Raw genomic sequence first — 12,709 nt, forward strand, 5'->3', positions numbered from 1 at the left:
GCGGTGAAGATCGTCGCGAGCGTCGCCCGCTCGTGGCCTGCGAGCCTGCACTTCGATCGCGGCGATCGGCTGCTCGTCGTCTTCTACGGATCGTTCTTCCTGCTGCTCGAGTTCTTCCCGAACGGCTTCCAGCTCGATGCCTACTACTCGGTGCCGCGCATCTTCCGCTACCTCGCGCCGATCTCGTTCCCCATCGCGCTCCATGCGGCGAAGCTCCTGCTCGACCTGGCCCGTGTCCCGATCGGCGCCGTGCGACCGGCGACGGCGTCGCTCGCCGTCGGCCTCACGTTCCTCGTGGTGAACCTCCTGCAGTCGGCCGAGGCGACGAGCCCCGGGCGCAACTACCGCGAGAATCTCCAGGCCGTCCTGCACGACGTACGCATGGCGAAGCCCCCGATGCTCCTCGCCGAGGCGATCATCGCGAGCTACTTCCGCGACCTCTACTTCGACCCCGACGAGCAGGCGACCGAGGTCGTCATCCTCAACACCGAGCACTCGGCCGCCGAGTACGAGGAGTGGCTGCGCGCCCGCGAGCCCACCCTGCCGGACGGCACGATGCTCATCACGGGCCTCGCGAACTTCGTCCACTACGGCGCGCACATCGACGGCTACCGCCTGGCGTGGTTCAAGGCGCCGCTCTCGTCGCGGTGGAAGCTCGTCAAGGAGTACGGCGTCCTGTGGTATCTCCCGAAGCCCGAGCGGGCGCGGCTGTGGCGCCTCGAGCAGCCGGCGACGACGCGCCCCGCGCAGCTCGATCCGCCGGAGGACTACTCGTCGCTCGCGGACATGGACGATCCCGCGGCGCTCTTCAAGGCCGGCATGAAGCGCTACGACGCGAACGACTACGACGGCGCGCGCCTCTACTTCCGCAAGATCCTCGACCGCTTCCCGACCGCGGGCTCCGATGCCGCGTTCTTCTACGCCGCCTCGTTCTACCGTCAGGTCAACTGGCAGCGCGCGCGCCGCGCGTTCAAGCACCTGGTCCGCACCGACCCTCACAGCACGTGGGTACCGGCCGCCTACTGGCACATCTTCGCCTGCGAGAGGAACCTGGGCCACATGGCCCGGGCGCGCGCCGGGTTCCGGATGATCATCCGGCGCTTCGCCGCCGATCCAGCGGCCGTCGGCATGGCGAAGCAGGACCTCATGCAGCTCCGCCGCCGGCGCGGCGGGATCCTCGTCGACTGGTGGAACGGGCCGTGAGCGGCTAGCGCCAGCCGCGATCGACGACCAGGCGCTCGACCCGGGCGCGGATGTCGTCGCGGATCGCGCGCACGCGCTCGAGGCTCTCGCCGTGTGGATCGGGCAGCGCCCAGTCGTCGCGCTCGAGCCCCGGCACGAACGGGCACTCTTCTCCGCACCCCATCGTCACGAGGAGCGTCGCCTGCGACGCCAACTCGGGTGTGAGAAGGCATGGGCGAACGCCGCTCAGGTCGACGCCGACCTCGCGCATGACGTCGACGACCTGCGAATGGACGTGGTCGGCCGGCCTGGTCCCCGCCGACATGGCGCGCGCTCGACTCGCGTCGGCGAGCAGGTTGAAGAAGGCGCCCGCCATCTGCGATCGGCCCGCGTTCTGGACGCAGGCGAACAGTACGGTCTTCATCGCGTATGCTCCTTCGATGCGTCGCCCGCGAGGAGCCATCCGAACACCGCCGTCGCGGCGACGGCTCCCGTGATCTGCGCCGCGATGAAGCCCGGCACGTCGACCGGGCGAATCCCCGCGAACGTGTCCGTGAGCGATCGAGCCAGCGTCACCGCGGGGTTCGCGAACGACGTCGAGGCCGTGAACCAGTAGGCGGCACTGATGTAAGCACCCACCGCGAGGGCCACCGCGGTCGGCCCTACCCGTGAGCACCCCAGAATCACGCCGAGCAGCCCGAACGTGGCGACGAATTCGCTCAACACCTGCGCCCCGCCGCTTCGTGCATGCCGCGACAGCGCGAAGACGGGCTCGCTGAACATCAGGTTCGCCGTACCGGTACCGACGACGGCGCCGAGCACCTGTGTCACCGCGTAGCTCGCCGCCTGCGGCCACGAGTGACGCCCGCGCAGGGCATCCGCAAGCGAGACGACGGGGTTCATGTGTGCCCCGGAGATCGGCCCGAAGGCGAGAATGAGCGCGACGAGGGCGGCGCCGGTCGCGATCGAGTTCGCGAGCAGCGCGAGCCCGACCGATCCGCCTGCGAGACGCTCGCCCATGATGCCCGACCCGACGACGGTCGCGAGCAGGAGCGCCGTGGCGATCCCCTCCCCGACCAGACGGCGCGCGAGCGTCATGATCGGTCCGCGCGGTAGCGGCGCGCCGCCAGCGGCTCCGCGCGCAGCCACGCGACCATCTGCCGGAACCCCCGCTCGAAGCCGAAGCGCGGCTTCCAGCCGAGCGCGCGACGGATCGCATGCGCGTCGGCGACCCATGCCGAGGTGTCCCACTGCCGGTTCGGCATCGTGCCCCACACCGGCTTCTGCGGGATCGCGAGCACGCGGCGCGCGACGTCGACCGCCTGGCGAATCGTCGTCTGCTTCCCGGTGCCGACGTTCCAGACCGGGCCCGGCTCGGGGTGCGGCCGCGCCGCGGCGAGCACGAAGGCCTCGTTCACGTCGTCGGCGTAGACGTAGTCGCGCGCGACCCTGGGATCGACGAGCGGCGGGAGCGTGCCCGCGAGCCCGCGCACGATGAGCGTCGGCATGAGACGACCCGGCTCCTCCCACGGCCCGTACACCGAGTAGAGCCGCAGGGTCGCGATCTTCACGCGCTCCTTCTGCGCCGTCAGCCGACAGAAGTGGGTCGCCGCCGCCTTGGTGACCGCGTAGTGGCTATTCGGCTCCAGCCAGTCGCGCTCCGACGGCGCCTTCTTCTTGAAGCCGTACTCCGACGACGATCCGGCGGCGACCAACGCCTCGAAGCCGGTGCGGAGGCACGCGCGCACGAGGTGCATCGTGCCCGTGACGTTGGTCGCCACCATGCGATCGAGGTCGGTCTCCCACGAGTAGGCGCCGTGGGCCGCGAGGTGAAACACCCACTCGGGCTTCACGCGGCGCACGACCCGATCGACCGACGCGCGATCGTCGAGCGATCCGCGGTGGAGCTGCACGCGATCGCGCAGCCCCTCGAGCCGCCAGCGCGCGTGCTCCGGGCGCACGAGCAGATGCACCGCGTGCCCGTCGTCCGCCAGCCGCCGGGCGAGGTTCGCGCCGACGAAGCCGGTGCCTCCCGTCAGAAGAACGCGACGGCGCACGTCACTTCCCGGACAGGAACCCCTTGTAGTCGAACGTCTCGAGGTACTGCCACGTGCGCTGGCGGATCTCGTCGCGCTCGGCCGCCGAGAGCGTCTCGGCCTCCTCCCGGTTCGCCTCGGGCGTCGGCGTGCGGATCGTGCCCCACGGGTAGACCGTGCCGAGGGGGTTGCCGTTCCACGACGGCTGCTTCAGCGAATCCGCTGGGCCGATGCCGAGCTTCGCGAGCACCGGCGTGAGCGTGCCCACCGAGTCGCGCATCACGTCCTCGGCGCGCACGATGTGGAGGCGATCGGGAAAGCGCTCGCGATAGAGCAGCGCGTGGTACTGGTTGAGGGTCCAGCCGAGCATGTAGGTCGCGAGCTGCAGCGGCACGGGACGGCGCTTCGTGTCGGCGAAGGCCGACCACGGGTTGCGCACGACGTGCAGCACGTGGCCGTTCGGCATGTCGGTCAGGATCTGCGCGGCGTCGACGACGATGATCGGGCTGTAGCCGACGTGGACCTTCTCGCGGCCGCTGCGCTTGTAGTCCTTCCACACGTCGAAGGTGGCGCGGAAGAAGGCCGCCATGTTGTTCGCGCGCGAGCGGCCCGTGCCGTTCACGATCTCGACGTAGCGGGCCTTGCGCGCGTCGTCCGACATGTCGAACGGCCAGTCGCGGAACTTGCTCACGTGCGGCGTGCGCGAGCGGACCTTGCCTTCCTCGTCGATGATGAGGTGGTAGTCGCCGGCCGGCGTGCCGTCGAGCGGGAACGCGGGCCAGCGGTACTTCACCGGGAACATCGAGGTGAGGTGATCCTGCACGAGGCGCGTGCCGACCTGTGACTCGAAGGGGTAGACGAACAGCTCGGGGTGCCCGTCCAGGAAGCGGTGGGTGGTGTTCCCGCCGTTCTCGTACATGGCGCCGATCATCAACAGGCGAAAATCCTGACTCATGACGATGGGTCTCCTACTCCGTGACGAAGCCGTAGAACAGTCCCTGCTCCCGCGCGGGCTCGCGGCGGCCCGCGACGATCGGGAGGCCGCTCGTCCAGGTCGCGGGCACGGGCTCGACGGCGAACACCTGGTTGCCGAGCGGCCAGACGAGGCTGCCGAGCACCCTCCCCGAGCGTGCGTCGATCGCGTGGACGCCGCAGATGCACCGGTCCGGGTCGAGACCCGGCGCATACTGCCGGAAGCGCGTCAGCACGCGCGACGTGCCGACCCACGCGACGCCTCCGGAGAAGCCGAGCCCGCGCGTCCATCCGCCGGGGCGCGCGATCGCCTCGAAGCGTCCATCGCGGCACGTCCCGACTTCGCCGTAGCCGCTGTCGTCGACCCAGAGCGCGCCGCGGCGCAGGCGCGCCGAGTGCGGCCGCGTGAGGCCGCGCACGACCGGCTCGCGCGTCGCGCCCGAGAAGACGACGCCGCGCCGGTCGACGGGAAAGTCCAGGTGCCCGGGGCGCAGGCGCCCGATCGCATCGGTCGAGGCCGAGAAGTACGACCCGCGCACCGTCCTGCCGGCGGCGATCGAGTTCAGCTGCAGGTAGTTGCGGTCGAGGCGCGGCCTGCCGCGACGCTCCACGCAGCGCGGCCACCACACGGGCGTCGCCGTGCCGTCGTCGTCGATGCGGACGACGGCGTTGCGTCCGACGGCGTTGCCGTGCAGGCGCCCGCCGACGAGCGCCAGGTCGTGCAGGTAGGTTCCTCCCGGCAGCACGCGCGTCCGCACCGGTACCAGCGGCCGTCCCGCGAGCCGCTCCGCGCGGGCGCCCACCACCGGCGGCGCGGCCACGGCCGGCACGAGATCGTGCACCTGGTTCGGGTTGCGCGTGCTCGCGACGTGGACGACGCCGCGCCTGCGATCGACCGCGATGCCGGACGGATGGGGTAGCGGCAGATACGACACGACCGGTCCCCGACGGCCCGCGTGCAGCGCGACCAGCAGGTGCTCGTACTCGCGCGTCACGAGGAGCGTCGTGCCGGTCGCCGCGAGCGTCTCCCAGAAGCGCCCGCGCGTCCGGTGCCGCAGCAGGCGCTCGTCGATGCCGTCGGCGCCGACCCACGAGGCGGCCACGGCGCGCGGGTCGCGCCAGGCACCGTCGGCGTGCGCGTGCAGGCGCTCGCGGATGCTCATCGGCTCGCGCGCCGCATGGCCCACGCCCCCCAGTACATGCGCACCGCCGATCGGAGGTTCGTCGTCGACTGGCCGCCGAAGCGCCGGGTCGAGAAGATCGGCACCTCCAGCATCGGGTATTCCGCCTCCCGGCACGCGCGCACGAACTCGGCGTCGATGAGATCGTCGTCGTGCGTGAGCTGCAGGAGCCGCTCGCACGTGCGCGGGAACACCTTCGGAGTCCCGTTCACGTCCCAGCACGAGAGATCGAAGAGCGCGCGGCACTCGAGGTTGTAGAGCAGCGAGCCCAGGCGCCGCGTCCAGTGGTCGCGGATCTTGCGATTCGCCTTCACGACCGTCCCGGCGTGCGTCGCCGCGTAGAGGATCGTGAGGGTCAGCTCGGGGGGCGCCGTGCGTGCGGAGTTCGTGTAGCAGAGCAGATCGCCCTTCGCCTTCGCGAGCCCGTAGCGCACGGCGCGGCCCCATCCGCCCTTCGCCAGCGGCTCGCTGCGCACGGACGGGATCTCGGCGGCGAGCGCGGCGCACGCCGCGAGGTCGGCAGCGCGGCCGCCGTTCGGCACGAGCACGATCTCGTGACGGAGCGGCATCTTGCCGAGCGCCGCGGCCGCCTCGCGCACGACCTCCGCGATGTGGTCCTCCTGCTTGTAGACCGGCAGGACCACGGACACGAACGTATCCGTCATCGGGTCTTGCGGAGGTTCCCGAGCACGCTCTCGACGATCGCGTCCGCGGAGAGCCCGTGGAGCTTGTGCAGGTACGCCTGACTGCCCGACCGGCCGTCGGGCTGCTCGTGGACGGCGCAGCGCACGAGCCGGCAGCGGAGGCCGCTTTCGGCGATCACCTCGGCCACGAGCGAGCCCACGCCGCCCGCGGCGTAGTGCGCCTCGACGGTGAGCGCGAGCGGGACGTCCGCGAGCGCCGCGCGGAGATCGTCGGCCGGCGCCGGCCGGACGCTCGCGACCACCACGACCCGCGCGGAGACGCCACGCTCCTCGAGCATGCGGGCCGCGCTCGCCGCCTCGCTCGCCACCGAGCCCATGGCGACGATCGCGACGTCGCGGCCTTCGCGCACCACCTCGGCCCGTCCCACGCGGAAGCGTCCGTCGAGCCCGGGCACGACCGTGCGATCGTCCTTGCCGATGCGGTAGTAGACCGGGCCGGCGACGTCCCAGGTGGCGCGCAGCGCCGTCGCCATCTGCTGGTGATCGGCGGGTGCCACGACCGTCATGCCGGGCTGCACGCGCATCACGCCCACGTCCTCGAGCCCGTGGTGCGAGAGGCCCTGCGGCCCGTACTCGAATCCGCCGCCGACGCCCACGATGCGCACGGGGAGGCGGTGCCAGACGGGCCCGTTGCGGATGAACTCGTAGGGCCGCAGCGTCGCGAAGGTGACGATCGAGTACACGAACGGCACGTAGCCCGCCTCGGCGAGCCCGGTCGCGATGCCGACCATGTTCTGCTCGGCGACGCCCGCATTGAAGAAGCGATCGGGATAGCGCTCCATGAACGGCTCGAGCGCCATGTAGCCGAGGTCGCCCGTGAGGAGCGCGATGCGGCGATCGGCCTCGGCGAGCTCGACCAGGGTGCGGACGAACGCGCCGCGCATCAGCGCTCGAGCTCCGCCATCGCCAGGCGGTACTCGTCGTCCGACATGGGCCAGTAGTGCCACTTGAGCTGGCCTTCCATGTACGAGACGCCCTTGCCGAAGGTCGTGCGCGCGACGAGGGCTCGCGGGGCCCCCTGCGCCGCGACCGGCTCCGACAGGGTGCGCCGGAGCGCCGCCGCGTCGTGGCCGTCGACCTCGCGAGCGTCCCAGCCGAAGGTGCGCCAGCGCTCGACCATCGGCGTGAGCGAGAGCACCTGCTCGGTCTTGCCGAGCGCCTGCTGGCCGTTGAGATCGACCATGACGGTGAGACGCCCCAGGCGATGATGGGCGGCGAACATCGCCGCCTCCCACATCGACCCCTCGTTGCATTCCGCGTCGCTCACCAGCACGAAGACGCGCCGATCCGAGCCCTGCAGGCGCGCGGCGAGCGCGGCGCCCACGCCGACCGGCAGGCCGAAGCCGAGCGAGCCGGTCGAGACGTCGATGCCGGGAAGCTCCCGGTCGGGATGGACGCCGAGGAGGCTGCCGTCGGCGCAGTACGAATCGAGCTGCGCCTGCGTGAGCCACCCGCGCAGGGACATGGCCGCGTACACGGCGAGCACGGCATGCCCCTTCCCCAGCACGAAGCGATCGCGCTCGGCGTGGTCGAGCGCGGGAATGCGCAGGACGCCGTCGTACAGCGCAGCGACGATGTCGGCGACCGACAGGGACGATCCGATGTGCCCCACGTTCGCACGCTTCGACTGCTGGATGACGATGCGCCGGATCTCGGTTCCGGTCATTGGTGACCCGACTCGGGGAGCGTGTAGGCTGCGGCCCCCCACCCTGTCAACGCGGTCGTCCGATTTCGTCCGCTAGGCAGCGACCGCCTCCACGATCTCGGACGACGAACGCGTCGGCACGATCCGCGTCATCCGGAAGCCGCCCTCCGCGAGGAGCGCGCGGTACTCGGATTCGGTGCGCTCGAGCCCGCCCGGCAGCGCCAGCATCTCGAGGTCGAGGATCTTGCCGAACGAGAACGCGTTGCCGGCCGGAATCACGGCCTCGACCAGCAGGAGTCGCGCCCCGGGCTCGGCCGCGCGACGGATCGTCCGCAGGATCTTCACGGACGGCTCGTCGTCCCAGTCGTGGATGATGTGCGACATCACGTAGGCGTCGCCCTCGGGGACCTCGCGGAAGAAGTCGCCGCCGACGATCGCCGTCCGGTCCTGCACGCCGAGGCGCGAAATCGTCGGGCCGGCACCGTCCACGACGTGCGGCTGATCGAACAGCACGCCGTGCAGCGACGGATTGCCCGCCAGCACCGTGGCGAGCAGAAGGCCGTGCCCGCCACCCACGTCGACGAGCGTCCGGACGCCGGAGAAGTCGTACGCGTCGCGCACGGCCATGGCCCGGCCGCCGATGATCCCGGTCATGGCGGCGTTGAAGATGCGCCCCTGCTCGCCGTCCGTCGCGAAGAACTCCCAGAGGGGCTTCCCGACCGCGCGCTCGCCGGACGGCTCGCCCGTCCGCACCGAGTGCAGGATGTCCGCGAACGCAGCGAGGTGCCAGGGTTGGCCGGCGAAGATGACGTAGTCGCGGACCGAGCCCGGCACGTCCGAGCGCAGGAACTCCGACTGCGGCGTGTTCTCGAACCGGCCGTCCGCCCGCTCGGCGAAGACGCCGAGGCATGCGAGCGCGCGCAGGACGCGATAGAGCGCCCGCGGCTGGGCGTCGGCCGCGCGGGCGAGCTCGTCCCGCGTCTTCGGACCTGAGGCGAGTTGGTCCGCGACGCCCAGGCTGGCTGCCGCCCACAGCGCCTGTGCGGTCCAGACGCCAGTGGACAGCTGCAGCACCGCTTCGACTGGCGACGGCCCGGGATTGCCGTGCGTCTTCGCATCCATGACCGCGTCCTAGCCCGATCGCGTCGTCGCCGCGAGTCCCCTCGGGGATTTCACGCCATTTTTCCTTGACGCCGAGGGGCCGCGCCGTGTTATCGCACCGATGGCTGCGGTAGTCGCGGCTGGCTACGACAGGCACCGCCTCCGGAGGTATCACGATGACGACTCGCACGTTCGGCTGGCCGCGAAGGGCTCTCGTCGCGCTCGTAGCCGCCGGCGCGCTCGCAACGAGCGGCGTCCCCGCCACGGCCCAGCTCTCGCATCCGACGCTCACGAACTCGAGCAACCCGAACGAGCTCGTTGCCGGGACGGCATCCACCCCGAGCCGCGAGCGCGAGAGCGTGGTCGACGTCGTCTCCTCCGCCGCCGGTGCGTTCGTCACGCGCTACGTTTCGCTGGTCACGGTCGACAGCGACGGCGCGGGCAGCAGCGCCGGCATCGAGCCCCTGACGTCGGACTACCAGATCGACTTCACGGCGACCGCACCGGGCGCGTACGTGCTGACGGTCGACACGGCCCTCTCGGGCGACCTCCATCTCGTGAACGACGGGCCGGGCAGCGCGGTCGCCGACGTGAGCGGCATCACCGGTCTCCTCACCGGCGGCACGCTCACGTCGGGCAGCCTCGACCTGGCCGATCCCGGCAGCGCGAGCGGCGCGGCGGGCGGCGCGGTCGCGATCAGCGACATGGGCAGCGCGACCGTCTTCGGCGTGAGCAACGGCGGTCCCGTCGCACACAGCCTGCGGTTCGTGTTCACCCAGAGCACCACCACGACGTCGGGCGGCGGCGACGAGGCCGCGATCCGCCTGGGCGGCACGTCGGACGTCTCGACCGAGACCGCCGGCGACTATCCGGGCAGCCCGGCCCGCACCCAGGCCGACGACGGGCACTTCGTCACCGTGACGATCACGAGCCTGTGCGGCAACAGCGTCATCGACAGCGGGCCCAGCTACACCGAGGCCTGCGACGACGGCCCTGCGAACGGCACGCCCGGCTCGTGCTGCAACACCGACTGCACGGCCGTCACCTCCGGCACGCCGTGCAGCGCCGACCCGAACCCGTGCACGGTCGACGTGTGCAACGGCGCCGGCGCGTGCACGCACAACGCTGGCAACGAAGGGGTCTCGTGCGACGACGGCAACGCGTGCACGTCCGGGGAGACGTGCACGAGCGGCGTGTGCGCCGGCGGCACGACGCAGACATGTCCGCTCTGCGAGACGTGCGACGCGGGCATGGGCTGCGTCGAAGGTCCGCGGACGAACTGCAAGCTGCCGACCGTGCCGCTCAAATCGAAGTTCCAGATGAAGAAGGGCCCGACCGACACGAACGACCTCGTGCAGTACAAGTGGGTGAAGGGCGCCGCGACCAACACCGTCGACTTCGGCCAACCGGACACCACCGACGACTACGCCCTGTGCGTCTACGCGCCGGGGCTCGTGCTGAAGGCGACCGCACCGGCGGGCGGCCTCTGCGGCACCAAGGCGTGCTGGAAGACGCTCAGCATCAAGGGCTTCTCCTACAAGGATCCGCTGCGCGACCCGCTCGGCGTCGACAAGATCGTGCTGAAGGCGGGCCTCGCCGGCAAGGCGAAGGTGCAGATGAAGGGCAAGGGCTCGAACCTGCCCGCGCTGCCGCTCTCGCTGACGCTGCCGGCGATCGTGCAGCTCCAGTCCGAGAACGGCCAGTGCTGGGGCGCGACGTTCTCCCCCGCGGGTCAGATCATCAACGACGGGACGCAGTTCAAGGGAAAGTCGGATTAGCCGACCCAAGACTTCGTCTTGGGTCGGGGGCGAGGGTGTAGCGGCGGTGGCACGCGCGACCAGCATGCCGCGGCCGGCGAAGCCGGCGCGGCAACGCTGCCACACATGAAGGAACGTCGGTCGCGCGTGCTTCGAATCGCGGCGGGAGTGCTCTTGCGGGCGGCGGCGCTTCGGGCAGAGTCTTCGGTAGTGGTGACGCGCCTCGTGGTGGTGATTCTGTTGGTGCCGTTCGCGGCTGGGGCGCAGGTCACGTGCGGGGGTACCGTCGGAGCGAAGCAGAAGGTCACGCTGACGGCGAACGTGGGGCCTTGTGATGGGGTGGATGCGGCGATCGTCGTCGATTCGGGATCGCTCGATCTGGCGGGGTTTGCAGTGTCGTGCAGTGATCTCGATGGCGATGGGATCTTGCCGCAGGGGATCGTGCTCACGGGAAGGAAGTCCAAGGTCATGGGCGGGACCGTCATCGGGTGCGCGAACGGCGTCGGGCTCGCGGGGCAAGGGAAGCACGTCGTGCAGGGCATGACGGTGCAGAACAGCGGCGACGACGGGGTCGACGTGCTGGCGCAGGCGGAGAAGAACCGGATCGTCGGCACTACGTCGTCGAACAACGGCGACGACGGCTTCTACCTGCGCAGCTCCAAGAACAAGGTCGCCGACAACGTGTCGACGGGCAACGGCGCCGACGGATTCGACCTGCCGACCTCCGCCGGCAAGAACAAGCTCATGCGCAATCGCGCCGACGGCAACGAGGACAGCGGCATCGAGGTGAGCGGCTCGAAGAACAAGCTCCTCCTGTCGAGCACGGGCCAGAACGGCGTCGACGGGATCCACGTCGGCGGGTCGGGGAACACGGTGAGGGGCGGCACCTCGATGGGCAACGGGGTGTACGACATCGAGGGCTGCGCCGCGAACAAGGTGAAGAAGCTCTCGTTCGGGACCGCCTCGCCCGACTGCCGGTAGCGCCGGCCGGCCCGGCTCAGCGCAGGAGGCCGCGACCGGTCACGAGCGGCAGGTCGAGCGCGGAGAGCAGCCCCGGCGGCGCGTCGCACACGGCGGGAATCGCGTTCACGATGCGCGTCGCCGTGAGGACCACGCCGCCGACGGCGTGGTCGCCCTTCTCGTCCCAGAACTCGTACTCGCACCGCATGGACGGCACGCCCTTCACCAGCACGCGGTAGCTGCCTTCGCCCTGCGGCCAGTCCGGCGCGAGGCCGTCGTCGACGCGGGTCACGTGCTCGACGACGATGACCGGCTTGCCCCCGACGATGCCCTGCACCTCGAACCGTAGCGCCCCCATGGTGCCGGGCTCGACGGTGCGATCGCCGATGCGGATCGGCTTCACCGCCGGGCGCCGCTCGAACGTCTGGCGCACGTCCTCGAGCTCGAGCCCGAGGCCCTCGGCGAGAAGGCGGACCGTACCGCCCCACGCGAACGCGAGCGTGCCCGGCGAGAGCAGGATCGGCTCGGCGTCCATCGGCTGTCCGAATCCCATGGTCTCGAACAGGACCTGCGGCTGGTTGTAGGTCGCGTAGTTGATGATCTCCTGGACGCGGATCTCCTCCCACGGGCCGCAGAGGCCCGAGAGGACGAGCGGCAGCAGGTCGTTCGCGAAGCCCGGATCGATTCCGGACGTGAAGAACGACGAGCGGCCGGTGCGACACGCCTCGGCGAGCTGGTCGCGGACGTTGGGGAGGAACGACTTCGGGTGGACCAGCGGCACGATCGAGCTCGACACCACGTTCTTTCCGGCGGCGAGGATCTTCGTGACGTCGTCGATCGCGTCGAAGATGCGCAGGTCGGCGGTCGCCGTGTAGCAGACGCAGTCCGCGTCCATGGCGAGGAGCGCGGCGGCGTCCCTGGTCGCGGCCACGCCGGTGCGGGGACGGCCGCACAGCTCGCCCGCGTCCTTGCCGGCCTTGGCGTCGCTGCTCACCCACACCCCGACCAGCTCGAGCTCGGGGTGGTCGATGACGTGCCGGAGCGCGTACGTTCCGACGTTTCCGGTGCTCCACTGGATGACGCGGTACATGTGCGTCTCCTAGCAGAGCGGGGCGGCCGTTGTCGCGAGGGGCCGAAGCGCCCGTCGTCGGCCGCAGACGGAGCGTCGCGC

Annotated in this window: 13 protein-coding genes; 3 read left to right on the plus strand and 10 right to left on the minus strand. The window is 70.9% G+C overall.

The window, feature by feature from the left end; genetic code table 11:
• A partial coding sequence (locus VMS22_01385; GenBank protein ID HXJ32667.1) for a tetratricopeptide repeat protein occupies positions 1–1,203 on the plus strand: 1,203 nt, incomplete at its 5' end.
• Positions 1,204–1,207: 4 nt separating this feature from the next.
• On the opposite strand, the gene VMS22_01390 is transcribed toward VMS22_01385, so the two are convergent.
• The 9 genes from VMS22_01390 to VMS22_01430 form a co-directional block, all read right to left on the minus strand.
• Positions 1,208–1,606: an arsenate reductase ArsC gene (locus VMS22_01390; GenBank protein HXJ32668.1), complete on the minus strand. Its 399-nt coding sequence runs from the start codon at positions 1,604–1,606 to the stop codon at positions 1,208–1,210.
• Positions 1,603–2,280 (minus strand): MIP/aquaporin family protein, encoded by a 678-nt coding sequence (locus VMS22_01395; GenBank protein ID HXJ32669.1) that lies wholly within the window; start codon positions 2,278–2,280, stop codon positions 1,603–1,605. Before VMS22_01395 ends, VMS22_01390 begins: the two co-directional genes overlap by 4 nt.
• Entirely contained in the window at positions 2,277–3,239 is a 963-nt protein-coding gene (locus tag VMS22_01400; GenBank protein ID HXJ32670.1) for an SDR family NAD(P)-dependent oxidoreductase, read from the minus strand. Before VMS22_01400 ends, VMS22_01395 begins: the two co-directional genes overlap by 4 nt.
• A gap of 1 nt (position 3,240) precedes the next feature.
• The gene (locus VMS22_01405) at positions 3,241–4,173 is read right to left on the minus strand and encodes a sulfotransferase (protein HXJ32671.1); all 933 of its coding nucleotides are present in this window, start codon (positions 4,171–4,173) and stop codon (positions 3,241–3,243) included.
• Between the two features lie 13 nt (positions 4,174–4,186).
• The gene (locus tag VMS22_01410; protein HXJ32672.1) at positions 4,187–5,353 is read right to left on the minus strand and encodes a DUF4915 domain-containing protein; all 1,167 of its coding nucleotides are present in this window, start codon (positions 5,351–5,353) and stop codon (positions 4,187–4,189) included.
• A complete protein-coding gene (locus VMS22_01415) occupies positions 5,350–6,036 on the minus strand; it encodes a glycosyltransferase (protein ID HXJ32673.1) in 687 nt (228 codons plus the stop codon). Before VMS22_01415 ends, VMS22_01410 begins: the two co-directional genes overlap by 4 nt.
• Positions 6,033–6,959, minus strand: coding sequence for a transketolase C-terminal domain-containing protein (locus VMS22_01420; protein HXJ32674.1), 927 nt, complete (start codon positions 6,957–6,959; stop codon positions 6,033–6,035). The genes VMS22_01415 and VMS22_01420 overlap by 4 nt, the downstream gene beginning before the upstream one ends.
• Entirely contained in the window at positions 6,959–7,741 is a 783-nt protein-coding gene (locus tag VMS22_01425; GenBank protein HXJ32675.1) for a transketolase, read from the minus strand. Before VMS22_01425 ends, VMS22_01420 begins: the two co-directional genes overlap by 1 nt.
• 72 nt (positions 7,742–7,813) lie before the next feature.
• On the minus strand, positions 7,814–8,842 hold the full coding sequence (locus VMS22_01430) for a methyltransferase (GenBank protein ID HXJ32676.1): 1,029 nt from the start codon (positions 8,840–8,842) through the stop codon (positions 7,814–7,816).
• Positions 8,843–8,997: 155 nt separating this feature from the next.
• Here VMS22_01430 and VMS22_01435 point away from each other — a divergent pair, with 155 nt between their 5' ends.
• Positions 8,998–10,599, plus strand: a complete 1,602-nt coding sequence (locus VMS22_01435) for a hypothetical protein (protein HXJ32677.1) — start codon at positions 8,998–9,000, stop codon at positions 10,597–10,599.
• A gap of 192 nt (positions 10,600–10,791) precedes the next feature.
• Positions 10,792–11,559 (plus strand): right-handed parallel beta-helix repeat-containing protein, encoded by a 768-nt coding sequence (locus VMS22_01440; protein HXJ32678.1) that lies wholly within the window; start codon positions 10,792–10,794, stop codon positions 11,557–11,559.
• 16 nt (positions 11,560–11,575) lie between these two features.
• On the opposite strand, the gene VMS22_01445 is transcribed toward VMS22_01440, so the two are convergent.
• Positions 11,576–12,628: a diacylglycerol kinase gene (locus VMS22_01445; GenBank protein ID HXJ32679.1), complete on the minus strand. Its 1,053-nt coding sequence runs from the start codon at positions 12,626–12,628 to the stop codon at positions 11,576–11,578.
• Positions 12,629–12,709 lie beyond the last annotated feature (81 nt).

Source organism: Candidatus Eisenbacteria bacterium, from assembly GCA_035577985.1.
Classification (GTDB): domain Bacteria; phylum Desulfobacterota; class Binatia; order DP-6; family DP-6; genus DATJZY01.